The following is a 24235-nucleotide window of genomic DNA, read 5'->3' as shown; positions in this document are numbered from 1 at the left end:
TACGTTATTCAAAAGGCGATGTATCGCCACAGCCACGACGCAAAATTTCAATGGTGTCTTCGGACATATCAATAACGGTGGTTGCTTGCTCGATTAAATAGCCACCATGAATTATTAAGTCTACGTGCTTCTCAAGACGCATGCGGATATCATCAGGGTCAGACTCAGTAAACTGCTCTCCTGGCAAAATCAAAGAGCATGACATCAAAGGTTCACCCAGCGCTTCCAGCAACGCGCAAGTAATTGGGTTATCAGTAACACGGATCCCGATGGTTTTTTTCTTCTCATTGAGCAAACGGCGAGGAACTTCTTTCGTCCCTTTAAAAATAAACGTGTACGGACCGGGCGTATTATTTTTAATCATCCTAAACATTTGATTATCGACACGGGCATAGGTCGAAAGCTCCGACAGATCACGACATAAGAGAGTGAAATTATGGTGTTTTTCGATGCCGCGGATCCGCTCTATCCGCTCCTTAGCTTGCTTATTACCGAGGTTGCAACCAATGGCATAGCCGGAGTCGGTTGGAAACACCACTACGCCACCTTGTTCAATAATATCAGCCGCTTGGCGAATTAAACGCGTTTGCGGGTTATCTGGGTGAATATGAAAAAATTGACTCATAAGCTTATTCCTCTTTGCCTCCCCAATGACGCCAAACTCCCTGACAATCTTTAGGTAAATACAAGTTACGACCAAGGTCGACCCAAGGCATTGGGAAGTGGAAATCTGACCCTTGGCTTGCTAACAATTCAAACTCTTGACTTAGCCGCCCCAAAAATTGGCGCTCAGTAGGCGCTTGCTGCGGCTGTGCAACTTCCATTGCAGCTCCCCCAACCGCTTTAAATTCAGCGATTAACTTTCTTAGCCACTTATTCGACATCTTATATCGAGCAGGATGCGCCAACACACTTACTCCACCCGCAGCATGAATAGCAGAAACAGCCGTTTGTATATCGCACCATTGACTTGGCACATACCCAGTTTTGCCACGTGCTAAAAATTTATTGAAAACGCTTTGCACGTTTTTAGCCACACCTCGCTCAACCAGCACTTGAGCAAAATGCGCTCTGGTGATCTGCGCAGTTTGGGCAAGTGCAAGGGCATCTTCGTAGACATGCTCATAGCCCTTTTTGGCTAATCGCTCGCCGATTTCTTTTGCTCTGGCTTCTCGCTTTTGCTGCTGTTCGTGCAGCAACTTTGTTAATGCTTCATGCTCAGGGTCAAAATTTAATCCAACGATATGGATTTCAAAGCTTTCCCATTTTGTAGAAATTTCAACGCCATTAATAAGTTCTAACGTGAGATTATTTTGGCTAATGTAGTCACGGGCAGGCTGGAGCGCATCTATCGTGTCATGATCTGTAATTGCAAGAATATCAACGCCTTTTTCCGTTGCTCGCTCAAGCAATTCATCAACAGCTAAGCGGCCATCGGAAAAAGTAGTATGGCTATGGAGGTCATATTTAATCAAAATGTATTAACTATCTCTATGAATTATCAACGTTTTGATTATATCACAAGTTAACTGATACGACCTTAGGTTATTTTCTGATATTTGCCCTTGACACTTGTAGCAAGAATAGGGTTTACTGTAGCTAATTTAGATTAAACAACGAAATATTCACAAATGAACAAACAAATTCAAAAAAACATTTGGTGGTGGCACTCGAACTAAGCGGGTGTGTTTCGTTATATCTACGATTTATCAACCCGCGCAATGTCGCGGGTTTTTTTATACTTTTTAGAGGCTTATATGAACAACAATATCACAGTAAACACAATTTGGTGGTGGTGGATGCCCTAGCGGGACGGTATTGTTGTGTCTGAACAATAACCCCCGCAGAGCTCAGCTTTCGGGGGTTTTTTATTTTCTAAACAGAATATCTAGAAATTAAGAGGAATGAGGTTTGATTTTTAGTCACATAACGACCACACCAGGTGAGGTCACCAGCATAAGACAAAGGCGCGATTATATTGCCAGCCCACTGTCTTTATACGCAGGTTTAAACAAAGCAAACTCGTTACTGCTCGAATCGGCAGAAATAGAGTCTAAAGACAATGTGAAAAGCATCGTGCTTGTGGATAGTGCGATTCGATTCGAATGTAACGGCGCCCAAGTCATTGCTAAAGCCTTGTCTAACAATGGTGCTCAGTTGCTACCGTACCTTGCGCAAAAGGTCACAAATTGTGACGTGACCCTCAATGATAATACCTTGACGCTCACGTACAACGCATTGGAAAGTAACATTGATGAGCATACAAAACTAAAAGCGGATAACGCCTTTAGTGCGCTCAGAACCTGCATAAATGAAATTAAACGTAACTCAGATACGCCATTTTCAGTTTTTTTAGGTGGTGTATTCGCCTATGATATGGTGGCAAACTTTGAGCAACTTCCTGAAGTACCAGATGGGGACAACGACTGTCCCGACTATGTTTTCTATCTCGCTGAAACCCTAGTTGTGATCGATCATCAAGCACGAACTACTGAGCTCATTGGTAATGTTTTCAATGGCCCTGAGGTTCACGCCAATTGTTTTGAAGTAGGCAAACAGCTAGAAGAGCTAAACAGTCAGTGTGACCAAATCACTGAATTTCAGTTTGAGCCACAAAGTGGCGGTGCAGACGTCAAAGTCAATGTGAGTGACGACGAATATTGTCAACACGTTGAAAAGTTGAAAACCAACATTATCAACGGTGACATCTTTCAAGTCGTTCCCTCTCGCACTTTTTCACTCCCTTGCCATAACTCACTCGCCGCCTATAAACAGCTCAAACTACAAAACCCTAGTCCCTACATGTTTTATATGAAGGATGAGCGCTTTGTGTTATTTGGCGCATCTCCAGAGTCGGCACTCAAATATTGTGAGCAGAGTAACCAAGTTGAAGTCTATCCCATCGCGGGGACGAGACCACGAGGTAAGTTTGCTGATGGCAGTATCAATCCAGATTTAGATAGCCGCATTGAACTTGAGCTGCGCAACGATCAAAAAGAGCGTGCAGAGCACCTTATGCTGGTTGACCTTGCCCGTAACGATGTCGCACGGATCAGTATTGCAGGTACTCGACACGCAAAAGAATTATTGAAAGTGGACCGCTACTCACAAGTCATGCATTTGGTATCACGCGTCGTTGGCCAATTAAAGCCGGATTTAGATGCGCTTCACGCCTATCAGGCTTGTATGAATATGGGCACTCTCGTCGGCGCACCAAAAGTTAAAGCCGCAGAACTGGTTCGCCATACAGAAAAGCAGCGTCGTGGCAGCTACGGCGGAGCGGTAGGTTATTTGATGGGCAATGGCGCCATGGACAGCTGCATCGTAATTCGCTCCGCGTTTGTAAAAGATAACGTTGCTTACGTGCAAGCGGGAGCGGGTGTTGTGTTTGATTCAAATCCACAAAGCGAAGCAAATGAAACTAAAGCTAAAGCCATGGCAGTGATTAAAGCAGTACAGTCCACGTATGAAGGAGCAAACCATGACTAAGGTATACTTTTTAGATAATTTTGATTCTTTCAGTTATAACCTTGTGGATGAGCTTAGTTTGCTAGGACTCGACTTGGTCGTTTATCGTAACAATATCTCTGCCGAAACCATTTTCAATAAAATGTGTGCAGAGGTTGATCCTGTGATCTTAGTTTTATCACCTGGACCTGGCGCGCCATCGGAAGCAGGCTGTTTGCTCGCGTTAATTGAGCTATGTAAAGGTAAATTCCCCATGCTTGGGATTTGCCTTGGTCAACAAGCCCTAACCCAAAGTTATGGTGGTGAAGTTGGCAAAGCAGGTGAGACGGTACATGGTAAATCTTCTATTATAGAAGCGGATGAACATCCGGTATTTGCCGGACTCGGGACGCAATTCCCCGTGGCGCGCTATCACTCTCTAATGGCAACAAGCGTACCACCAGCACTGCAAGTGATCGCGAGATATCAGGCCATTCCGATGGCTATCTATCACAGTGAACACAAAGTAATTGGTTATCAATTTCACCCAGAATCAATATTGACCCCCAATGGCGCTCAGCTATTACAACAAAGTATCGCGTACCTTAGCGCTTAGGAGATCAGGATGGAAAAGTTACAACCTCTATTACAGCAACAAGATTTATCGTTCGACGCCGCCAAATCCTTGTTTAGCGATATTATGGCTGGACAACTGAGCGACATCGAACTTACCGCAGCGCTGCTTGCGCTAAAGTTTAAAGGTGAAACAGCGGCGGAAATAGCCGGAGCAGCTCAGGCCATGCGTGATCATGCCACCGCATTTGACAAGCAAAATCTACTCGCAGCAGACAGCTGTGGTACGGGTGGCGATGGCACAAATACCATCAACGTGAGTACCACCGCCGCCATTGTCGCCGCAGCATGTGGTATTAATATGGTCAAACACGGTAATCGCAGCGTGAGCAGTAAATCAGGTTCCGCTGATTTACTAAAAGCACTTGGGATCAACATTGATATGACCCCCGCACTTGCAGAAAAGTGCTTAGCAGAGACCGGCTTTACCTTTTTGTTTGCGCCGCATTACCACGCCGGTGTAAAACATGCCATGCCGGTTCGCACGCAACTAAAAACACGCACGATATTTAATATTCTCGGGCCATTGGCAAACCCTGCTAAGCCTGAGGTGCAATTACTCGGCGTTTACGACCCTGCCCTTGTTTTACCCATGGCTGAAACGTTAAACCGTTTAGGTACGAAACGAGCGATGGTAGTTCACGGTAGTGGCACAGATGAAATTGCCCTACACGGCGAAACGCTAGTCGCAGAAGTAAAGCAGGGTGAAGTGACGCAATACACCGTTACCCCAAGCGATTTTGGACTAGAAAACTATTCACTTGAATCTATTGCTGGTGATACGCCAGAATATAACGCGAAAGCGAGCCTTGCGATTTTAAATGGTGAAGGCGAAGCAGCACACAATGCAGCGATTATTGCAAACGTTGCAGCCTTGTTGGTATTAACCGATAAGGCCACAGATTTTAAAACCGCAAGCGAACAAGTACGCGAAGTGCTTGCTACCAAGAAAGCCATGACAACCTTGGCTAACATTGTAGAGGTGAGTAATGGCTAATGTATTAGAAAAAATTGTTGCCGATAAAGTCGAAGAATTAAAAGCGCGCAAGGCGCAGCGTCCGTTAAGTGACTTTATCGATGAAGTAACCCCCACCACGCTTAACTTTATCGCTGCGTTGGCGCAAGCTGGGACCCAATTTATTTTAGAGTGCAAAAAGGCGTCACCTTCAAAAGGCCTTATTCGCTCACATTTTGATTTGACTGAAATTACCAATGTTTATCGTAAGTACGCGACGTGTATTAGTGTGCTAACCGACGAAAAATACTTTCAAGGCAGTTATGAATACCTTGCCACGGTGAGAAAGCTGGTTGATCAGCCTCTGATCTGTAAAGACTTCTTTATTGATGAATACCAAGTTTATCTCGCCCGCTTACACGGTGGCGATGCCATTCTTTTGATGTTGTCTGTATTAAATGACGAAGAGTATTTGGCACTAGCGAGCGTGGCCAAATCACTTAATATGTCGATTTTAACGGAAGTAAGCAACGAAGAAGAAGTGACCAGAGCGCTTGCATTAGATGCTGAGCTTATCGGTATTAACAACCGTGACCTCAGAGATTTATCAACGGATTTAGCAACAACAGAAAAGCTACGAGCGTTAATCCCCGAAGACAAAGTGGTGATTTCAGAGTCTGGCATATACACGCACCGCGATGTGAAACGCTTATCACCGATTTGTGACGGCTTTTTGGTTGGCAGCTCACTGATGGCTGAACAGGACTTAGAACTTGCTTGCAGACGCTTGATTTTGGGCGAAAACAAAGTGTGTGGTCTTACTCGAAGCCAAGATGCGCAAGCAGCTTATGAAGCTGGAGCGGTATACGGCGGTCTTATCTTTTATCCAAAATCGCCTCGCTATGTCGACATTGATTGTGCGAAGGCCGTCGCCGATAGCGCACCGCTCAAGTACGTTGGTGTGTTCGTTAACGCACCGCTTGAGCAAGTTGCTGAGTATGCGCAAATATTAAAACTGAGTGCAGTGCAATTACATGGCAACGAAGATGAGTTGTACATCGATACCCTGCGAAAACAACTTCCAGTGACCTGTCAAATTTGGAAAGCACAGGGTGTGGACACAGCACTGCCAAGCCCCTTCGCTGGCGTAGACAAGCAATTGTACGATACCAAAACCGACACCGCATTTGGTGGCACGGGGCAAGTGTTTGATTGGCAGCTATTAAATCGTAGTTCGAGCAATTATATGTTGGCTGGCGGCCTAAACCCCGAAAACATTCACGGTGCCGTTAATATAGGTGCCGATGGTCTTGACCTAAATTCAGGCGTTGAGCAATCGCCTGGTAAAAAATGCGCTCAAAAAATCGCTAACGCGTTTACACAAATTCGAAAATATTGAGGTGGACATGAGTAATTCAGCTTATTTTGGTGACTTCGGAGGCATGTTTGTGCCCGAGTTACTCGTACCTGCGTTAAAGCAGTTAGAACAGGAGTTTTATAAGTCACAAAAAGACCCAGAATTTCAACAGGAGTTTTATCAACTTTTGAATGAATTTGCGGGTCGCCCGACCCCGCTGACTAAGACACGCAACTTAGTTAAAAACCCTAAGGTCAAACTGTACTTAAAGCGTGAAGATTTACTTCACGGTGGTGCACACAAGACCAACCAAGTGTTGGGTCAAGCGCTCTTAACCAAACGTATGGGTAAAAAAGAAGTCATCGCTGAAACCGGCGCTGGACAACATGGTGTTGCAACCGCCCTAGCCTGCTCATTACTCGGCTTAAAGTGCCGCGTATACATGGGGGCTAAAGATGTTGAGCGTCAGCAACCAAACGTATTTAGAATGCGTTTGATGGGTGCGGAAGTTATCCCTGTTACCGCCGGCTCAGGCACATTAAAAGACGCGGTAAATGAAGCATTACGTGACTGGTCTGCAAACTACAAAACGGCACATTATTTACTCGGCACGGCTGCAGGTCCTCATCCATTCCCGACGATTGTCCGTGAGTTCCAAAAAATGATTGGTGAAGAGGCGAAACAACAAGTACTAAAAGCGGAAGGTCGTTTGCCAGATGCTGTTATCGCTTGTGTGGGCGGCGGCTCAAATGCTATTGGTATGTTCGCAGACTTTATTGATGAAAAAGACGTTAAATTAATCGGGGTGGAACCGGCTGGTAAAGGCTTAGATACCGATGAGCACGGCGCTGCACTATGTAAAGGAAGTAAAGGCATCTTGCACGGCGCCTATACCTATATCATGCAGAACAAAGATGGCCAAATTGAAGAATCTTATTCTGTCTCAGCAGGTCTTGACTACCCAGCTGTTGGTCCACAACACGCCTACCTTCATGAAACAGGCCGCGCGCAATATGTTGGCATTACCGACACTGAAGCATTAAATGCCTTTCAAGCGCTTGCTAAACACGAAGGTATTATTCCAGCCCTAGAGTCAAGCCATGCTCTGGCATACGCACTAAAATATGCAGAAGCGAAAACGGAAGAAACGGTGATTGTTGTTAACTTAAGTGGTCGCGGAGACAAAGACTTAGCTCACGTCCACCAGGTACTATCTGAGCGAGGTGAACTATGAGACGTTATGACGCGATGTTCGCGCACTTAAATGAAAAAAACCAAGGTGCATTTGTTCCTTTCGTGACGATTGGTGATCCCGATAAGGCACTCAGTATTGAGATCATCAAAAGCCTGATTGACGGTGGCGCTGATGCATTGGAGCTCGGTATTCCGTTTTCCGATCCCATCGCTGATGGTCCTGTTATCCAAGCGGCTAACATCCGTGCATTAGAGCAAGATGTTAATACGCAAGACTGTCTTGAGATCATCGCTGAAATTCGTCGCTACAACAGTGATATTCCAATTGGTTTGTTGCTTTACTCAAACTTGATTTTTGCTCGTGGTATTGAGCAGTTTTATCAAGACGCCAAAACTGCGGGTGTGGATTCTATCTTAGTTGCTGATGTGCCACTGCACGAAGCCAAACCGTTTAGGCTCACTGCAATGGCAAATGACATCGCGCCAATTTTCATTGCCACACCGAATGCCTGCGATGATACGTTACGAGAATGCGCCACCCGAGGTCGTGGCTATACCTATTTACTTTCGCGTGCAGGCGTGACAGGTACAGAAACGACAGCACAAATGCCGGCAACAGAGATGATCACCAAACTTATCGAATATCATGCTGCGCCGCCACTGCTAGGGTTTGGTATTTCTGAACCGGAGCATGTAAAGCATGCGATTGGCTCAGGTGCAGCAGGTGCGATAAGTGGCTCTGCAGTGGTGAAAATCATCGAAAAACACTTGGATGACCCTAGCACCATGTGCTTTGAGCTAAAAACCTTTGTTGAGCGAATGAAAGCTGCAACGCAGAAGTAATATTACTTTCAAGCCAGTGTTTAACACTGGCTTTTCTTAGAATTAACGCAAGTTATCTTTTAAGGCTTTAGCAGGCTTAAATAATACCTTATTTTGTCCCTCAATGGTGATGGTCTCACCCGTTTGAGGATTACGTCCTTGCTTTGGGGGATGATAACTTAACGCGAATGTCCCAAGTCCATTGATTTGCATCTGATCGCCTTCTGACAAGCGCTTTTTAGTGGCCTGTAAAATGACATTTAACACCGTCTGTGAATCTTTCTTTGTTAATCCACTAATTTCCGCCATTTTTGTAACTAAATCGCTCTTATTCATGCAAATACCTCTGAACCATTGAATGAGCGCAGCAGGCTATGGGTTTCGTTAAAGAAAGTCAATGTTGATGTTCTCGCCGTATCTTGGTAAAACCCTTACAACCAACTTTGTTAGGATAAAAAATGTCATTTTTAATTGAGTACTTACCGCTTATCCTGTTTTTTGCGGTTTATAAGTTTGTCGATATTTTTTGGGCAACGGGTGTGCTAATCATCGCTTCTCTTATACAGGTTGCACACCAATACATCACTAAGCGCGAAGTCGCAAAACGTCATTGGGTATTCTTAGCGATTGCGTTGATCCTCGGTGGAATGACGATTTTCTTCCATGATGAGCAATTTATAAAATGGAAAGCCACTATTATTTATGCAATTTTAGGTGTGGCTTTACTCGTATCGAGGTACTTGTTTAATAAAAACTTGGTAAAAGGCGCACTCGAAGGGGTTTTAAAGTCAGTAGCTGAGAAGGAAAAAAGCGAGATTGATATTGATTTACCAGTAAAAGACTGCGACCAATTAAACCTATTTTGGGCAGTATTACTTTTCTTCATCGCTGGCCTAAACCTTTACGTTGCGTACCACTTCTCTCTTGATTTTTGGGTGAACTTTAAAGTCTTTGGTTTAATTGGGATCACCTTCGTTGCACTCCTCTTTACCATGTTTAAAATTCAAAAATATTTACCTGAAGAGTAACCATTCAAGGTTCATCTGCAGCTGCTATAGTTAACGAGTAAGAGCTAACTATAGCGGCTTGTAGCCGCCAAATATTTTGGGGAACCAGCCTTGAACGCAAGCCAATACCGGTGGTGTGAACTCGTATTTGTATTCTTTGTCCTGCCCATTGTCGCTTATCAATTCCGTGATCACCTCAACAATTGGCTTTTTCCAGCACTGATCATTTTAATGGCAGTCTGTACCCATTTACTACTAACCGACCCCCATTTCAAGCGATTTAGGTTAACCAGTTTGGGAGAGTTTTCGTCCGTCAAAAAACGTTTATTCACCACGTTTTTCGCAGGTGCGATGTTTTCAGCCATGCTCTATGGTTTAGTTAGTCAAGGAAATTGGTTTTCCCTGCCGCTCAATTCACCTAGCGACTGGTTATTATTATTATTTGCTTACCCTATTCTTTCTGTCTTACCACAAGAGTTAATTTTCAGGAGCTACTTCTTTCATCGCTATAAAAGGATTTTACCAAATAAAAACAACCGAGTTTTGTTAAGTGCATTGGTGTTTGCGCTTGCTCACTGCGTCTATGACAACTGGATAGCCGTGGCGTTATCTTTTGTTGGAGGACTACTATTTTCTTATACTTACGCACACAGCCGTTCCCTTGCCGTGTGTGTGTTAGAGCATAGCCTGTGGGGGCTGTGGATGTTTACAATAGGAGTTGGGCAGTACTTAGATTCGGGCGTAAAATTTTAGTGGCTTAGTGAAGAATAAACATCGGCGCATTAATACGCCGATGTCATCGTGCCCAAACCAAATGTTCCGTTGCTAGAAGCCAAAGATACTAAATGCAAAATATTTAGTTGCAACGGTATTAATGAAAATAGCTAACAGGATCACCGGGATGAATGTAGATAGGGAGAAATTAATATATTTCTCAGTAAAGCTGCCTACGTACCCCTCTGAACCTTGCGCAAGTTCTTCATTCAAACCAGATTTTTTCCAGCGATAAGTAACAAATAGACACAACAGCAGACCATTCAAGGGTAAAATAGTATCGTAAAACACATCGTAGATTAGGTCAAAGAAGCTCTTCTGAGCATCGCCATAACTTACAAAACTTGTAAGCCAATCCACCATTCCAAAAGACATAGTAGATAGCACAGTCAAGATACCTGTGGTCAACGCTAAGATAATCAATGCCTTTTTACGTGAAATACATTTTTCTTCCATCAAAGTTGCTGTAGGCACCTCGACAATTGACACTAGCGATGTTATCGCGGCAAAGAAAACCAGTAAAAAGAAAGTACCTGCAACTATTGAGGCACCGACGTAGCCAATATCATCTTGTAAAGCCAATAACAATTTCGGCAAGTAATCGAAAATCATAGATACAGAAGAGTCAGATAACTTACTTGGATCTGTATTCGGATTGAAACTAAAGATAGCCGGAAGTACCATCAGACCTGCGATAAACGCCACTAATGAATCTGTAATCGCGACCATTTTAGAGCTACCGACGATGTCGTCTTTCTTAGAAATATACGAAGCGTATGTGATCAATATACCCATCCCCAAAGACAGTGAAAAGAACGCTTGTGACAGTGCGCCATTTAGCACACTTGCATTCATCTTTTCGAAGTCAGGAACGATGTAATAGCGTACACCTGCCATCGCGTTATCAAGAGTTAATACGTATGCAACAAGGCCAATTAACATGACAAATAACGCTGGCATGAGTAACTTAGCTGCTTTTTCGATTCCTTCTTTTACACCGCCAACCAAGATAAGATTAACGATCACACCCACTATCAACATATAGATGAAAACATTGGTATCGTTGATAAAAGTGCCAAAGTACTTCGGAGAGGCGAGTACATCTAAGTTACCTAAAGCTGTTTGCGCTAAGAAGCCAAAAATCCAAACGGTAATAACCATATAGAAGACGGCAATCATAAACGGCGTGAGTACAGCCAAGAATCCAGCTATTGACCACTTTTTATCATGATTAGATAGCAGCTTATATGCGCCAAACGGGTCCTTTTGGGCTTTCCTACCCATTGCCATTTCGGCCATCATGACAGGTAAACAGATAAACACTACAAATAGTGCATAGATTAGTAAAAATGCCCCACCACCATTTTTTGCGGCGGAAACAGGAAAGCCGACTAAGTTACCAATACCAACAGCAGAACCTGCAGCGGCAAGGATAAACCCTAATCGGGAGCTAAAATGCTCACGGTTTGCACTCATTGCAATCAACCTTATTATTATTTTCTACAAATATCCGAAGGACTCTACCAGTCAAGCTGAGTGTTTTTCAAGTTTAAATGTCTAATCACTGAAAAACTCTGCGTACATTTACTTTTGCACTGAGGGCGTTTTATCATAGTATTGATAAACGGGCCTGAACAGCCGACAAAATACGTAAAAAATAACAATAATAACCTAGAAACCAATCCGGAACTAATACTTATGCTTTACATGATCTATTCAACCGACGCTGAAAACTCATTAGAAAAGCGTCTTGCTGTACGCCCTGCTCATCTAGCTCGTTTAGAAGAATTAAAACAACAAGGTCGATTGTTTGCAGCAGGCCCGTTACCGGCGATTGACTCGGAAGATCCTGGTGAAGCGGGTTTTACGGGTTCTTTGGTTATTGCTGAGTTTGAAAACTTAGAAAGTGCGCAGCAATGGGCGAGCGTCGATCCCTATATTGATGCTGGTGTCTATACTGCTAGTATTGTAAAACCGTACAAGCGAGTTCTGCCATAAAAGTTTACTGAACGTTAAGTTCAGCAAAGGTTAATTACAAAAGCACTAAATTTGTTTGAGATTTATGAAGTTTAGACACTTAGTATCTATGAAACTGTGGAGCTTAAAATGCGATTGCAACTCACTCTTTTAGCGTTGATTTTGGCGTTCGCTTCGAGTGTAGCAGACGCCAATAGCCGCAATGATAAGAATGTAAAGACAATTACAAAAAAAGAAGCTGTGTCTCTGGCGCTTGATAAGTACGCTGGGAAGACGCTTAAGATTTCTGAAGAAAATCAGTTTTTTGTGGTAAGAATTCTCCAACCAGATGGTCGAATTGTTGACTTAAAAGTAAACAAGAAGACAGGTGAAGTAAATAAGGACTAAGGATGCGTATTTTAGTTATCGAAGACGATATTCAACTAGCAGAAAACCTGCGAAATGCATTAGAGAAAGAAAAATATAGCGTTGACTTGTGTCATGATGGTGAGTCTGGATTATTTCACCTTGAAGAATATCCGTTAGATATGGCAGTAATCGACCTCGGTTTGCCAAAACTTGACGGTATTGAAATTATCCGTAGAGCACGAGCTAACGGCGTTAAGATCCCTATTTTAATCTTAACGGCACGCGACCGCTGGCAAGACAAGGTGGAAGGCCTTGATGCAGGTGCTGATGACTACCTCACTAAACCGTTTCATGTTGAAGAGCTAATTGCGCGCTGTAATGCACTTATTAGACGTAGCGCTGGACAAGCAAATCCAGAGATTTGCATTGGTCCAATCAAAATCCATACTCGCTCACAGCAAGTCTGGGTTAACGATAACGAGCTATCACTAACAGCCTATGAATATAAAGTTTTAGAATACTTAATGGTTAACCCACAAAAAGTCATTTCTAAATCTGAGCTCACTGAGCACATATACGATCAGGACTTTGACTTAGACTCTAACGTCATTGAAGTGTTTGTCTTAAGGCTGCGTAAGAAACTTGATCCTGATGGCACTCTGAACCCTGTTGAAACCCTTAGAGGACGTGGATATAGGTTCAAAAATCAGTGGTAAACAGCTCTCAAATTTCGCTTAAAATAAGACAAGGATTTATCCTTGTCTTTGTGCTTATTATTGCCCTTCCCGCGCTATTTTTCTCCGTGGGCAGGGCTTATTACTCTTCTTTAGTCGATGCGACTGAAAAAACATTGGAAGCCCACCTCTACTCACTTATCTCTGAAGTCGAATTTGTCTCTAACGGACTCGAAATGCCTCGCAGTATTCTTGCACCTGAGTTAAACAGATTGAATTCTGATACTTATGCACTGGTCTATCAAGATAACTCCCTCGTTTGGTATTCCGAGTCGGCTGTAAATCTCTCAATTTCACCTGACTTTTCAGAAAACCAGGCTGGAGCATCTGAGTTTAAGCGAGTTGAATATAATGGCGTACTGTTTTGGCAACTTAGCCTGACCGTTATTCTCGGAAATGCAGAGCAATCGCAGCAAGCCCGCTTTGTACTTTTAAAGAAAAATGACGCGCTGATGGAGTTAATGTCAGGGTTTAGAAACACCTTGGTCAACTGGATGCTGGTTATGGGTGTGGTGATAGCCGGATTGATGGCATTTGGGTTTGTATGGAACGCAAGGCCGCTGCAACGACTCGATAGAGAAATTAAAGAGATTGAAGCTGGCGAGCGCGATAAGATCACAGGTCTTTACCCCGTCGAACTCCTAACAATCAAATCCGACTTAAACCTACTATTGGAATCTCAAAAGCGTCAAAAAGAGAGATATAGAGCTTCACTTAGCGACCTTGCGCACGCGTTAAAAACGCCCCTTGCGGTGATCAAATCCAGTCCACTGGCAAAAGATGCAGACGCTCAGGAGCAGCTAGACAGAATCAATGCAATGATCGAACATCAATTGAAACGTGCTGCAACGGGCGCATCCGATACATGGAAGAAGCAAACATCAGTAAAACCCGTACTTGACTCAATACTCAACGCCATGACTAAAGTGTATCATGACAAGCACATTCAATTTTCATCCGAATGTGGTGAGGAGGTTGCATTTTTAGGTGATAAAACGGATTTAATGGAAATTCTTGGTAATATTATAGATAACGCCTGTAAAGCATGTGGTTCCTTGGTCGATATAAAAGTAAGTGCACCTAAAAAGCGCCTACTAATCATAGAAGTAGAAGATGATGGCCCTGGCATTCCAGAGCATCGCCGCTCAGAACTACTAACCAGAGGTGCAAGATTAGACACCTATGAAGCTGGCCACGGCGTAGGAATGGCTATCGTATCTGATTTAGTTAAGTCCTATCATGGCTTGATGCAAATCGGTACTTCCAAACATGGTGGCGCGAAATTTACGATAGAGTTTAACCATGAAAAGAATAATTAGCAGTCTATTGGTATCGGGATTAACCTTTTCTGTGATTGCAGACGACGATGTCACACTACAAGACTGTACGAAGTATGAGTCAACGCATCCGGAAAAGGCAAAAAAATTCCTCATGTGCCTGGATGGCAATATCAACTTACTTGAACGTCATCGTCAAACCTGGATCACTAAGTTATTGCTCGATACTAAAAAGTACCAAGCGGACACTGGTAATACACAGATCTTGCCAATTATGGAACGTGCCCTTCGCAATCAGGAGGAATATATGGAAGACAGCTGCCGGTGGCGATACTTACTAGACATGCCAAACGCAACGCGCTCAGCGACAGCTTATAAAAATTGCAAAATTGCATTTTTAAAAGCACACATCATCGAGCTAAAAAGCAGTAAAGTATTGAAAGAAGATTTGAATCTCTAGCGACATTTTTGATTGGATTATTAGGTGCTAAGCTTTAATAACCTGAGCTTCAGATAATGACGAGTAAACCTTAGAAAGGAGCTGTTTATAGCTCCTTTTTATTTGCCGGATCTCAGCGTTGTTAAGATGGTCTATTATCGGGTTGTTCTGAACCGAGAAGGATTGCAAGCCATTTACCCTCTTCGCTGGTTTCAAGGGCAATTTTCACAACCATGGTAAGTGGCACAGAAAGCAGCATTCCAACAGTTCCGAGTAACCACCCCCAGAAGATTAACGAGAGAAACACTACCAAGGTCGATAAACCTAACCCTCGACCCATAAACCTTGGCTCAATAATGTTGCCCATCAAGGTATTAATACAAATGTAACCCACAGCAACAATGCCGCTCACCAATGGCCCCTGTGTCACTAAGGCCAGAAAAACAGGCGGCACAGCCGCAATGATTGAACCTATGTTTGGAATATAGTTAAGCAAAAATGCAACTACGCCCCAAAGCACGAAGTAATCAACATCTAACGCCCATAAAAAAACGGCCGCCACGACACCAGTCGCCAGTGAAACAAGCGTTTTAATCGCCAAATAGCTATTGATAGAATCTAAAAATCTATCAATTTGCTGCATTTTCATCTCTGGATCGTCTAGTGCGAGATGCACTTTGTGGCCCAAAGAAGGCGCTTCAAAAAGCATGAAGACGACGATAAGCAGAATTAAAAAGCTATTTGCCATCACACCACCAAAGCCAGTCAGCATGTTGGTGGCCACATCGATTAGCTTATTTGGGTCTAGCATGCTAATAAGTTGTTGTTTATCCAATAATATATTGTAGTTCGCTGCAGTATTGACCAACCAAACGAACTTTTCTTGTAAGTCTTCTTTATAAGTTGGCAGCTGCTTAGAGAAATCATTGACTGATTGCCCAACAAGCCCACCAATACTTGCACCAATTAAAATCACAAGTGCGATAATCACCAAAATGGCCAGACCTTTTGGTATCTTAAAACGGGCCAAAAGCTTGAGCATGGGATTACAGATAATCGCAATGAATGCGGCTAATATAAACGGCACAACAATCTCAGACGCAAGCTTGATCCCACCTAACACTAAAAATAGCGAGGCCAAAACCACCAGCGTTTTGTTAATTCCAGTTAGTGAAGACACAGTTCACTCCTTTTGCTTTTTTACCATTCTAAAACAAACCACCTATAATGAAAATGAGTGATCTAACTCCTTGCTAAAACGTAAGTTTATTTGATTACAATAAAGAGTATTGAGAATGAATATATTCATAACAGGCGCTACAGGATTAATTGGTAAAAAGCTATGCCAATTTTTAGTACACAAACATAATCTGGTTGTACTGACCCGTTCGCCTTCAAAAGCTGTAAACCTATTACCAGGAGGGGTTAGCTGCGTCACCGATACTGATGATGTCGACTTTAATGAGCTTGATGCGGTCATTAATCTTGCGGGTGAACCAATAGCCAATGGCCGGTGGAGCAAAGAAAAAAAACAAGAGATCTACAATAGCCGGATAAAAATCACTGAGCAAATCGTTACAGCGATAAACACTGCGACGTCACCGCCCAAGGTGTTTATTTCAGGTAGTGCAATAGGTTTTTATGGACGCCAACCGGATAACTTGACCATCACTGAAGATTTCAAGGATTACCATGATGAATTCTCCCATAGGCTGTGCCGAGATTGGGAAGATACCGCCTTTAGAGCCAGCTCCAGCCAAACTCGAGTATGTATAATAAGAACAGGCATTGTGCTTTCAAAATCGGAAGGTGCTTTAGATAAAATGTTACCGCCTTTTCGATTTGGCGTTGGCGGCCCGATTGGTTCTGGAAGACAGGTGATGTCTTGGATCCATATCGACGATATGATTCAGGCGATAATGTATCTACTTAAACATGACGAGATCTGCGGTGTTATTAATGCAACAGCCCCAAACCCGGTATCAAATAAGCAATTTTCTCAAGCCTTAGCACGCGCTATCTCACGCCCTTGCCTATTTACCGTACCACCGTTTGTCCTCAAATTGGCATATGGTGAAATGTCAGAATTGCTACTGTACGGCCAATACGTCGTACCAAAAAGACTTCTCGATGCAGGTTATCGATTCCGCCACGATCATATTGAAGATGCCTTGAACGCACTTAACTTATAACTTTGTGCAATACTTTATTCAGATGATATATAGAGCTTTTCCCGCGTTAAGACTTTGTCCAGGTAATGTTTGGTTTCATCATACGGTAAACTCTTGTCTAGCGCTGCTAGTACGTTTTCTGGCGAGAGTGAATTAATTATCTTTGCTGCTTTTGTAATTGATCTCGAATCATCAGCATTAAAAACACGAGCAACATTTCCAGCACCGGTGTTATAAGCCGCAATCGTGCAATACTTACGACTAAGTGGGTTATGTATTTTACTCAGGTAGCGCTTATCTAGAATATTCAGGTAAGCCGTCCCCGCTTCAATATTATTATCCGTCACATATAGATAAGGTGCCGACATCGGTTCATCGCGATTGTACAACATACGATTCACATCAACACCCGCACTCGTCGGTACTATCTGCATCAAACCAAACGCAGGAATGTGTGACTTTGCCATTGGGTTAAAGTGGCTTTCGGTGTGCATAACCGCAAAAATTAAACTAGGTTCAATGTCAAAGCGCTTCGCTTGTGCATTCACTTGGCTAACATAACGTTCTGCTCGATGCTTGGAAAGTTCAGTCTGCTTGGGTAGCTTAAGCACGATTTCAGATACGACAGTTGCTTCACTTTTACCAGTATTGCTAGCTGTTTCTAATAGCTTTTTAAGGCGTTTTTGCTTTAACAACTCCAGCTTTTTCTGTTGCGCTTGTTGTTGAGCCTCTGCTAATTTTGAATCTTCACCGTCAATGATGGCCTCATCCGTCTGACGTTCTATGTAGCGTTGCTGTTGTTCGAATTGGCTATCTATTTGCTTTTTCGCTGCGATCAACGCTTTTGCACGAGCAGCGTTATCCACTTCACGTTTCGTTGTTTCACTTTGGTTTATCGCGAGCGTATCAACATTAAATACATCAATTACTGCACGGTCTTTCGCGGTAAATTCCTTGTATAGGGCTTGAAGTTGAGCCTGAGATACCTTTTCATCTTCTGCATGCCTAATGCTTACTACCAACTCATTGGCTTCAAAGTCGACAACCATTCTGGATGATAAATCGTCACTGTAGGTGACAAATGCAGCTTGATCAGCAACAGTTATATCTCCCCACTGTTGGATCACGTTATCACGAAAGGCATCGTACTCTTCAAAATGCTCTTCGACATAATCAGCAAACTCACTTAATTGTTGGCGTTTATATTGCTCAAACTCGCTCAGCTCTTCATCACTAGGCTCGGAGGTTTGCCAACGTGACATTTTCTCTGATAGCTCTTCAAAAAGCTGGGCTTGACTCGCCACCGCACTTGGAATGGCACTTAACGCCATGACTAAAAATGAGTATATCGATTTGCGCATAGAGCGTTCCTTTCAAAAAATTAAAGCGTGAAACTCACGCTTTAATTAGTTAGCCTTGCAATTTCCTTCTCCAGATCTTTTTCTGCTTTGTAAGCTTTAAATTCTTGATATAAAAACTTTTCATCTTGAGGGTTTACACTGCGCTTACTTTCTTTGATCAAATCTTTGAAAAGTTCTTTAGTCTGATCAGGTGATAACGTCGTCAATGCACAGAAATAATCTTTACCAGAAATATCGATAACATCGGCCTTAACGATACGAGAGCCATTTAATGTTTGTTTAGTCAATTGTTTGGATACAGAGCTAAAGGTTGCGCCTACCGTTGTGTCATCGTTTGCATCTGTACGGTTCGCGAATGTCTTATCAAGGCCTTCAACACGGGTTTCAATTTGCTGAGCTAACGCAAGACGCGCATTTGCAACCGCCATTTTTTGATCGATTGAAATGTTGCCCGAGTATTTCACACAATCTGCTGCAGCTATACCATCTTCGATTGTTGGATTGAGAACCCATTCTGGAATATTAACTCTTGGGCTTGAAGCCGCATCATCTTTACTTGAACTACAAGCCGATAGCATCCCTATAACGGCCACTGATATAAGTAGTTGTTTTGCTTTCATGTTGGGTTCCTTAATTGCCCTGATTACGGAATAAAATTTATCAAAAAAATTATTGATTAACAGTAATAAATTGTAAAAACGATTTTTAACAATTTAGCACTTTCAATTCAATTTTTTACTATTTAATTTATTGTTATATGATTGAACACCACAACACTGCCATTATAAGAACAAGTATGCAAGGAATGCGATTCCAAGTTGATTTATATAACTTCATGATAAAGCTCTTTATCTTTACAGGTTGCTTGATGCTGAGCGGCTGTAACTTGACCCCTAAAGCCAACAAGCAGGCCATAGAATACGCGGAGCAAGGAGATTTTATCTCAGCCCAACAGCGTATTGACGATGCCTATAAAAATTCATCTAGTGACGAATTATTGTATTACCTAGAATCAGGCATGTTAGCTCACTTACAACATCATTATGAGTTAAGTAATCAACACCTTTCTCACGCAAAAGAAATTATTGAAGCCGCTTACACTGTCAGCATCAGCGACCAGCTTTTTTCTGCTTTTACTGGTGCGAGTTACAAAAAATATACTGGCCGTGCTTTTCATAAACCTATGATCCATACATTAATGGCGCTTAATTATGTATCGTTAGCAAACGCATCAAAAGTGAATCGTGTTGCTATGTATGACTCTGCACTGACAGAAATGCGTCAACTGGATTTATATCTCTCTCAATTACAGCAACAAACCGGAGGCTACGTAAATCAGCAAAAGGCAGGAAATGATATTGAGCAAATTTTTAAAGCGATTTTTAATCAACCATTTATCAGCGGTGAACTTGAGTATAAAGACGATGCATTTGCACAGTATTTAAGCGGCGTTCTATATGAGCAACAAGGCGAGCTAGATAGTGCTCGGATCCAATATGAGCGAGCGGTGAGCGCATACAAAAATGGCTTTAGTAAACAATACAAACTAGGTCAATATGCAGGCCAACAAGCACAGCAAGACCTCAACAGAGTGGTTGCAGACAAGGAAGAAAACTACTTCACATTAGTTCAAAGCTTAGGTGTATCACCGCAACGCAAAGAGTTTAACCTTTACCTTAGACCTGATGAAGAGGCACAAGCATTAGTGATTACGCCAATTTATTGGGGAACAAAAGAAGAACGCCAAGCCCAGTTCGCATGGTTTAATTTAATGTTTGCTGATACCAGTCTGTTTGATCTCATTCAAAACTATGCAACAGGCGACTTTAGCGATGTTGTATTAGGCACTGTCACAAAACGCTTACCTCTCGGTGATAAATTATGGCAAAAAGCCGTAGACGAAGGGGTGATTGATGCACTCAAGTATGGCAGTAGAATCTCGGTTACTTACTTACAACCTCATAAAAATGATATTCAACATGTTACGCTTTTCGCCAACGGACAAAAACTTACAGAATTACACCCCTTTTATTCGGTAAACTTACTCACACTGTATGACGCGCTAGGTAATGCCAATATGGAAATTTACACCGCTATTTCACGAGAAGTGTTAAAAGCAGTCACAGCAAGTAAAGCTATAAAGCAAGTTGGCATCCAACAGAACTCGCTGTTGGCAGGGCTTGCTCAGCTAACATCATCTGTCACCAACGCCATTACAGCAGCGGCAGACACAAGGCAATGGCAATCTTTACCGGGTGAGATTAGAGTAGCTCGAGTGAAATTACCCGAAAATACCACTCACCTGCAATTGCAAACCCAATTAAGGACTGGCAGAGTAATTAAACAGGATATACCGCTGACTCAAACAGCACCATTGCTCAGCCACATTCGCACCTTCACCGGTGTAGCTGAACCAGAAAAACAAAATTATTTATCATCTCTAACTAACATGGACTGAATACATGAAGCCTAAATTTGCAGTTAAATTAGTTGTCCCAATGCTCATCGCGTCTTGCGCAGCTATGACGGGTTGTTCTTCAACAACCAAAGTGAGTCGCGTGGACGCCAATGAAGAAATAGCGCTTTCAGATAAATGGAATGCCAAAGACTCTCAGTTAGTTGCTGAAGCAATGATAAGCGATATGCTCGGCTTCCCTTGGGTACGTGAACACCGTGCCAAAGAAGGCACTCGACCCGCAATCATTATTCAATCTGTTCGTAACAAGTCGCATCAGCATATTGCAGTTGACACTTTTTTGAATGACCTCAAGCGCGCCATATTGCGAAGCGGGCAAGCTGACTTCGTCGCAAACCGCTATGTACGAGATGAAATTCGTGAGGAAAGGCGAGACCAAGAGCTTAATTCAAGCCTCGAAACTCGTAATGAGATCGGCCAAGAGCAAGGTGCTGATTATGCACTATCCGGCACGATTAACTCATTTGTTGATGAACAAGGTGGTAGTCGAGTCACTTTCTACCAAGTAGATCTTCGATTAATAGACATGACGACTAACCGAGAGGTGTGGAATGGACAGAAGAAAATTCAAAAACTTCAAGAGCGCAGCGGGTATGGCTTCTAAACGTCTAGCGTTACCTCTGTGTATTCTACTTAGTTTATCTGCCTGTCAGTCTACCAAGCAGGCTGTTGCAAAGGAAGAAAGCTTACCCACTTGGGCTACACAGCAACCGAGCTCCGATTATCTAGTGTATGGCGTTGGTTCAGCGAGTCATATTGTAGATAGGACGGAAGCCAAACTTGCCGCCCAAGAAGCAGCTAGATTGGCGATTGCCAAACAGTTAAATGTGGAAATTGAAGGAACAACACAAGTTGCTCAAAGTCAAGCTAATGGCGATTTTTCGTATCGAGTGGATGAGATTTTATATTCTCGAGTCCCAAGTATACAATTACAGGGGATCAATATTGAGCAGGAGTTTTACTCCACAGAGCAAAAAACGGCCTATGCCCTTGCCTCATTTAACAAGATTGAGTCAAGAATGCACGCTGAGCTTGATATTAGACAACTTGACGAAGAGATCAGTAACGCGACTATTTCGGCACTAACCAATTCAGAAAAATTAAAAGAAGCGATGGCAATTAAGCGACTAATTGCTAAAAGACGCAAAGCAAACGAATATCACAGGCAATTAGGTGGAGGCAGCATTGCCATACCAGCCTCAGTGAGCAACAAAAACAAAATGCTGAATGATTTTATTCAGTCATTAACTTTTAGTATTTCATCAAAGTTTTGGGGACAGGAGTCTATCCGTAACCAGTTAGCCGAAAGCTTGACTAAGCAAGGTCTTACTGTTGTGGGTGAAAAACAAAGTGCAGACTTTCAAATTGATTTTAGCGTTGATTTCGAAGACGTGAAGAAAAACAGCACTTATTATGTTTTTGCCAACTCAAGTTTAAAACTCATGGAAAACGATAAAGAAAAGGCGCATGTTTCTGCACAAATAAAAGCAGCGTCTAGTTTTGAGAACATGGCTAAGTCTAATGCTGAAGAAAAGTCAGCAAAAATGCTAAGCAAAAAGCTGACGATGTTAATCATTGATAGCAAAATCTAAAGTAAGGCCCTTTTATAGGGCCTTACTTATCCCTTCCTAGAATGACTTCACCACTTTAACGCTGCTATCTGCAGCTCCCGAAGATACAAACCCAATTAGGTTAGGGTTACTCGCAACGAGTTTAAGTACCTCAGCATCATCGGCGGCTTCTTTTGGTGGCGTCCCTTTTCCAGTAAATACTAATTTTGACCAATAAGCTTTAAGTTGACTTGATGACTTATTAAGTACCTTTTCATTAAACTCATCGGTTACCGTCGAACCATCAGCCTGTGTTATCGGAAGTGCTTTAGAGCCATCGGAGAATGACTTTGATTTACCAATAAAAATTTGCTTAATTTCGTTTTCATCAAGTGTAGAGGTATTGGCAGGATTGACAATGACATCCACGGCTAGGCAACTAAAAGCGCTGCAAAGTAGAGTAAGTAAAAATAATTTTTTCATGCTTCTCTCCTTAAAATACCATGTCGATGCCAATTGTAATGGCTTTACTATCACCTGCGACCGCTAAACCAACGGAGTTATCCTCTACCTCATCGTACTGAATCTTGAAAGCGGCGGAGGAATGAAAATCCCAACGTACTCCAAACGAAGTGGTTTCATGGCTTTCGGCATCGTCGCCCTCGCCTTCAAAATCTGCGTAAGATACGAATGGCGTGATATTGTCAAAGCGATAGCCCAGTGTCAGCATCTTAGTGTCTAGATTGCCGTCTAAGTCCAACCGATTTAGCTCAGATAAAATAAAGAAATTTCCCCAGTCTGCATTTACTGCTAAACCATAAAACTTACCATCTCGCTCATCACTCCCCTCCCATAAAACAGGCTCTCCAGAGCGATACCGCTGGTTGGTGTAACGCATATGGGTTAAACGCACTTCAAGCCAATCATTACTGGTTTGAATTACGCCGCCTAGGATGTCTTTCCAGATTTCTCTAGTTGGCTCTTGAAAGAAAAACTCGCTCAACAGCTTATTGTCATCATCGTCTTCTTTACCGGCGTAAATATTCCCGCTTAATGACCAGTCGCCTATACTGCCGCTGTAGAGCATATTGATGCCATTATAATTAAAGATTTGCCAGGTGTAGTTGTCCGCGGGTGCCCGCATCCAAATATAGGCGTAACCCACATCATAAAAGTCGGAGTAATAGAATAGTGGTAAGCGCTTTTTACCTGCTTGGAACGTCCAATTCTCATTAATCTCATAAGACAAGTAAGCCCATTCGAACTTTGCATCAAAATCGTCTGCGCCGCGCGCAACAATTTGACCAGTAACACTTAAACCTTCTGTTAGATCAGCACTAAATTGAAGGCCCATCAGTGTTTCAGGTTCAAATGAGATATCCTCGTCGTAAACACTGACGATAGGATAATCGGCGAGAAATATTGGATCGTTTATTCCGAATTGTGGAACACCACTTCCGCTCAGCACCTTACCAGCATTGATACTTGCGAATCCGGAAAAGTTAACCTCTGCATGCCCTGAAAAACAGGCAAGGCAAAGGGTACAACCTAAAGCTAGTTTCATCTTCATTGTGATTCATCCCAATTGCTTGTTCTACAAGTACTACATTGCAAGTATAGTTAAATTTAAGAAAATGCTAGCAAAAGCAGAAAATTGATATAAATATTTGCAGAAAAAGGGATGAAATAGGAACAAAAAGCAGCATACGCTGC

The 24235-nt window shown here is 42.7% G+C and carries 26 protein-coding genes; 17 read left to right on the top strand and 9 right to left on the bottom strand.

Features of this window, described 5'->3' with window-relative positions; all coding sequences use genetic code 11:
• Positions 1-4: 4 nt before the first annotated feature.
• Together DS891_RS02450 and DS891_RS02445 are read right to left on the bottom strand one after the other, a co-directional pair.
• Positions 5-625: an L-threonylcarbamoyladenylate synthase gene (locus DS891_RS02450; RefSeq protein ID WP_010378577.1), complete on the bottom strand. Its 621-nt coding sequence runs from the start codon at positions 623-625 to the stop codon at positions 5-7.
• Between the two features lie 4 nt (positions 626-629).
• The gene (locus DS891_RS02445; protein WP_010604965.1) at positions 630-1475 is read right to left on the bottom strand and encodes a PHP domain-containing protein; all 846 of its coding nucleotides are present in this window, start codon (positions 1473-1475) and stop codon (positions 630-632) included.
• A gap of 436 nt (positions 1476-1911) precedes the next feature.
• Between DS891_RS02445 and DS891_RS02440 the strand changes: the two genes are divergently transcribed.
• From DS891_RS02440 to trpA, 6 genes are read left to right on the top strand one after another with little or no spacing between them, the layout of a single operon-like run.
• A complete protein-coding gene (locus tag DS891_RS02440) occupies positions 1912-3489 on the top strand; it encodes an anthranilate synthase component 1 (RefSeq protein WP_010604966.1) in 1578 nt (525 codons plus the stop codon).
• The gene (locus DS891_RS02435; RefSeq protein ID WP_010378569.1) at positions 3482-4063 is read left to right on the top strand and encodes an aminodeoxychorismate/anthranilate synthase component II; all 582 of its coding nucleotides are present in this window, start codon (positions 3482-3484) and stop codon (positions 4061-4063) included. Before DS891_RS02440 ends, DS891_RS02435 begins: the two co-directional genes overlap by 8 nt.
• 9 nt (positions 4064-4072) lie before the next feature.
• Positions 4073-5077 (top strand): anthranilate phosphoribosyltransferase, encoded by a 1005-nt coding sequence (trpD, locus tag DS891_RS02430; protein WP_174168745.1) that lies wholly within the window; start codon positions 4073-4075, stop codon positions 5075-5077.
• Positions 5070-6434, top strand: a complete 1365-nt coding sequence (gene trpCF / locus DS891_RS02425; RefSeq protein WP_174168744.1) for a bifunctional indole-3-glycerol-phosphate synthase TrpC/phosphoribosylanthranilate isomerase TrpF — start codon at positions 5070-5072, stop codon at positions 6432-6434. The genes trpD and trpCF overlap by 8 nt, the downstream gene beginning before the upstream one ends.
• 7 nt (positions 6435-6441) lie before the next feature.
• Complete coding sequence (gene trpB / locus DS891_RS02420) at positions 6442-7626, top strand: tryptophan synthase subunit beta (RefSeq protein WP_174168743.1); 1185 nt, start codon at positions 6442-6444, stop codon at positions 7624-7626.
• Entirely contained in the window at positions 7623-8429 is an 807-nt protein-coding gene (trpA, locus tag DS891_RS02415; RefSeq protein ID WP_010604970.1) for a tryptophan synthase subunit alpha, read from the top strand. Before trpB ends, trpA begins: the two co-directional genes overlap by 4 nt.
• Before the next feature lie 42 nt (positions 8430-8471).
• On the opposite strand, the gene DS891_RS02410 is transcribed toward trpA, so the two are convergent.
• Positions 8472-8744 (bottom strand): HU family DNA-binding protein, encoded by a 273-nt coding sequence (locus tag DS891_RS02410; protein ID WP_010604971.1) that lies wholly within the window; start codon positions 8742-8744, stop codon positions 8472-8474.
• Between the two features lie 122 nt (positions 8745-8866).
• On the opposite strand from DS891_RS02410, the gene DS891_RS02405 reads away from it, so the two are divergent.
• Complete coding sequence (locus DS891_RS02405; protein ID WP_010604972.1) at positions 8867-9436, top strand: inner membrane-spanning protein YciB; 570 nt, start codon at positions 8867-8869, stop codon at positions 9434-9436.
• 90 nt (positions 9437-9526) lie between these two features.
• A complete protein-coding gene (locus tag DS891_RS02400) occupies positions 9527-10168 on the top strand; it encodes a CPBP family intramembrane glutamic endopeptidase (RefSeq protein ID WP_102056944.1) in 642 nt (213 codons plus the stop codon).
• A 72-nt stretch (positions 10169-10240) separates the two neighbouring features.
• On the opposite strand, the gene DS891_RS02395 is transcribed toward DS891_RS02400, so the two are convergent.
• Positions 10241-11665: a sodium-dependent transporter gene (locus tag DS891_RS02395; RefSeq protein ID WP_010374065.1), complete on the bottom strand. Its 1425-nt coding sequence runs from the start codon at positions 11663-11665 to the stop codon at positions 10241-10243.
• A 222-nt stretch (positions 11666-11887) separates the two neighbouring features.
• Between DS891_RS02395 and DS891_RS02390 the strand changes: the two genes are divergently transcribed.
• The 5 genes from DS891_RS02390 to DS891_RS02370 all read left to right on the top strand — a co-directional run bounded on the left by DS891_RS02390 (position 11888) and on the right by DS891_RS02370 (position 14985).
• Complete coding sequence (locus DS891_RS02390; RefSeq protein WP_138583523.1) at positions 11888-12187, top strand: YciI family protein; 300 nt, start codon at positions 11888-11890, stop codon at positions 12185-12187.
• 108 nt (positions 12188-12295) lie between these two features.
• Positions 12296-12553: a PepSY domain-containing protein gene (locus tag DS891_RS02385; protein ID WP_010374059.1), complete on the top strand. Its 258-nt coding sequence runs from the start codon at positions 12296-12298 to the stop codon at positions 12551-12553.
• Positions 12554-12555: 2 nt separating this feature from the next.
• Positions 12556-13230 (top strand): response regulator transcription factor, encoded by a 675-nt coding sequence (locus DS891_RS02380; protein WP_010374057.1) that lies wholly within the window; start codon positions 12556-12558, stop codon positions 13228-13230.
• Positions 13224-14567 carry an ATP-binding protein gene (locus DS891_RS02375; RefSeq protein WP_102056947.1) on the top strand — a complete coding sequence of 448 codons (1344 nt, stop codon included), beginning with the start codon at positions 13224-13226 and terminating at the stop codon, positions 14565-14567. Before DS891_RS02380 ends, DS891_RS02375 begins: the two co-directional genes overlap by 7 nt.
• Positions 14551-14985: a hypothetical protein gene (locus DS891_RS02370; protein ID WP_010604978.1), complete on the top strand. Its 435-nt coding sequence runs from the start codon at positions 14551-14553 to the stop codon at positions 14983-14985. The genes DS891_RS02375 and DS891_RS02370 overlap by 17 nt, the downstream gene beginning before the upstream one ends.
• A 121-nt stretch (positions 14986-15106) precedes the next feature.
• Here the strand turns inward: DS891_RS02370 and DS891_RS02365 are convergent, their stop codons facing one another.
• The gene (locus tag DS891_RS02365; protein WP_010604979.1) at positions 15107-16144 is read right to left on the bottom strand and encodes an AI-2E family transporter; all 1038 of its coding nucleotides are present in this window, start codon (positions 16142-16144) and stop codon (positions 15107-15109) included.
• Positions 16145-16259: 115 nt separating this feature from the next.
• Here DS891_RS02365 and DS891_RS02360 point away from each other — a divergent pair, with 115 nt between their 5' ends.
• Positions 16260-17156, top strand: a complete 897-nt coding sequence (locus DS891_RS02360) for a TIGR01777 family oxidoreductase (RefSeq protein ID WP_174168742.1) — start codon at positions 16260-16262, stop codon at positions 17154-17156.
• 14 nt (positions 17157-17170) lie between these two features.
• Here DS891_RS02360 and DS891_RS02355 read toward each other — a convergent pair whose 3' ends face one another.
• Together DS891_RS02355 and DS891_RS02350 are read right to left on the bottom strand one after the other, a co-directional pair.
• Complete coding sequence (locus DS891_RS02355; RefSeq protein WP_174168741.1) at positions 17171-18496, bottom strand: murein transglycosylase domain-containing protein; 1326 nt, start codon at positions 18494-18496, stop codon at positions 17171-17173.
• 41 nt (positions 18497-18537) lie between these two features.
• The gene (locus DS891_RS02350) at positions 18538-19116 is read right to left on the bottom strand and encodes an LPP20 family lipoprotein (protein WP_010604982.1); all 579 of its coding nucleotides are present in this window, start codon (positions 19114-19116) and stop codon (positions 18538-18540) included.
• 176 nt (positions 19117-19292) lie between these two features.
• Between DS891_RS02350 and DS891_RS02345 the strand changes: the two genes are divergently transcribed.
• From DS891_RS02345 to DS891_RS02335, 3 genes are read left to right on the top strand one after another with little or no spacing between them, the layout of a single operon-like run.
• A complete protein-coding gene (locus DS891_RS02345) occupies positions 19293-20954 on the top strand; it encodes a hypothetical protein (protein WP_174168740.1) in 1662 nt (553 codons plus the stop codon).
• Between the two features lie 4 nt (positions 20955-20958).
• On the top strand, positions 20959-21576 hold the full coding sequence (locus DS891_RS02340; RefSeq protein ID WP_174168739.1) for a penicillin-binding protein activator LpoB: 618 nt from the start codon (positions 20959-20961) through the stop codon (positions 21574-21576).
• Complete coding sequence (locus tag DS891_RS02335) at positions 21524-22564, top strand: hypothetical protein (RefSeq protein ID WP_248298608.1); 1041 nt, start codon at positions 21524-21526, stop codon at positions 22562-22564. The genes DS891_RS02340 and DS891_RS02335 overlap by 53 nt, the downstream gene beginning before the upstream one ends.
• 36 nt (positions 22565-22600) lie before the next feature.
• Here DS891_RS02335 and DS891_RS02330 read toward each other — a convergent pair whose 3' ends face one another.
• Both DS891_RS02330 and DS891_RS02325 read right to left on the bottom strand, forming a co-directional pair.
• Complete coding sequence (locus DS891_RS02330) at positions 22601-23005, bottom strand: phosphate ABC transporter substrate-binding protein (RefSeq protein WP_010374038.1); 405 nt, start codon at positions 23003-23005, stop codon at positions 22601-22603.
• 10 nt (positions 23006-23015) lie between these two features.
• Positions 23016-24092: a porin gene (locus tag DS891_RS02325; protein WP_010604987.1), complete on the bottom strand. Its 1077-nt coding sequence runs from the start codon at positions 24090-24092 to the stop codon at positions 23016-23018.
• Between the last annotated feature and the right edge of the window lie 143 nt (positions 24093-24235).

It is taken from the genome of Pseudoalteromonas sp. JC28, assembly GCF_013319255.1.
Lineage (GTDB): Bacteria > Pseudomonadota > Gammaproteobacteria > Enterobacterales > Alteromonadaceae > Pseudoalteromonas.
This window is presented reverse-complemented; position numbering and strand designations above follow the sequence as displayed.

Excerpts from the sequence above, each read along its gene's own strand:
- DS891_RS02340 (WP_174168739.1), top strand. The coding sequence starts at position 20,959 with ATGAAGCCTAAATTTGCAGTTAAATTAGTTGTCCCAATGCTCATCGCG.
- DS891_RS02360 (WP_174168742.1), top strand. The coding sequence starts at position 16,260 with ATGAATATATTCATAACAGGCGCTACAGGATTAATTGGTAAAAAGCTA.
- trpD (WP_174168745.1), top strand. The coding sequence starts at position 4,073 with ATGGAAAAGTTACAACCTCTATTACAGCAACAAGATTTATCGTTCGAC.
- DS891_RS02385 (WP_010374059.1), top strand. The coding sequence starts at position 12,296 with ATGCGATTGCAACTCACTCTTTTAGCGTTGATTTTGGCGTTCGCTTCG.
- DS891_RS02450 (WP_010378577.1), bottom strand. The coding sequence starts at position 625 with ATGAGTCAATTTTTTCATATTCACCCAGATAACCCGCAAACGCGTTTA.
- DS891_RS02370 (WP_010604978.1), top strand. The coding sequence starts at position 14,551 with ATGAAAAGAATAATTAGCAGTCTATTGGTATCGGGATTAACCTTTTCT.
- DS891_RS02390 (WP_138583523.1), top strand. The coding sequence starts at position 11,888 with ATGCTTTACATGATCTATTCAACCGACGCTGAAAACTCATTAGAAAAG.
- DS891_RS02335 (WP_248298608.1), top strand. The coding sequence starts at position 21,524 with ATGGACAGAAGAAAATTCAAAAACTTCAAGAGCGCAGCGGGTATGGCT.
- DS891_RS02410 (WP_010604971.1), bottom strand. The coding sequence starts at position 8,744 with ATGAATAAGAGCGATTTAGTTACAAAAATGGCGGAAATTAGTGGATTA.
- DS891_RS02325 (WP_010604987.1), bottom strand. The coding sequence starts at position 24,092 with ATGAAGATGAAACTAGCTTTAGGTTGTACCCTTTGCCTTGCCTGTTTT.
- trpB (WP_174168743.1), top strand. The coding sequence starts at position 6,442 with ATGAGTAATTCAGCTTATTTTGGTGACTTCGGAGGCATGTTTGTGCCC.
- DS891_RS02355 (WP_174168741.1), bottom strand. The coding sequence starts at position 18,496 with ATGCGCAAATCGATATACTCATTTTTAGTCATGGCGTTAAGTGCCATT.
- DS891_RS02435 (WP_010378569.1), top strand. The coding sequence starts at position 3,482 with ATGACTAAGGTATACTTTTTAGATAATTTTGATTCTTTCAGTTATAAC.
- trpA (WP_010604970.1), top strand. The coding sequence starts at position 7,623 with ATGAGACGTTATGACGCGATGTTCGCGCACTTAAATGAAAAAAACCAA.
- DS891_RS02395 (WP_010374065.1), bottom strand. The coding sequence starts at position 11,665 with ATGAGTGCAAACCGTGAGCATTTTAGCTCCCGATTAGGGTTTATCCTT.
- DS891_RS02345 (WP_174168740.1), top strand. The coding sequence starts at position 19,293 with ATGCAAGGAATGCGATTCCAAGTTGATTTATATAACTTCATGATAAAG.
- DS891_RS02405 (WP_010604972.1), top strand. The coding sequence starts at position 8,867 with ATGTCATTTTTAATTGAGTACTTACCGCTTATCCTGTTTTTTGCGGTT.
- trpCF (WP_174168744.1), top strand. The coding sequence starts at position 5,070 with ATGGCTAATGTATTAGAAAAAATTGTTGCCGATAAAGTCGAAGAATTA.
- DS891_RS02350 (WP_010604982.1), bottom strand. The coding sequence starts at position 19,116 with ATGAAAGCAAAACAACTACTTATATCAGTGGCCGTTATAGGGATGCTA.
- DS891_RS02330 (WP_010374038.1), bottom strand. The coding sequence starts at position 23,005 with ATGAAAAAATTATTTTTACTTACTCTACTTTGCAGCGCTTTTAGTTGC.
- DS891_RS02380 (WP_010374057.1), top strand. The coding sequence starts at position 12,556 with ATGCGTATTTTAGTTATCGAAGACGATATTCAACTAGCAGAAAACCTG.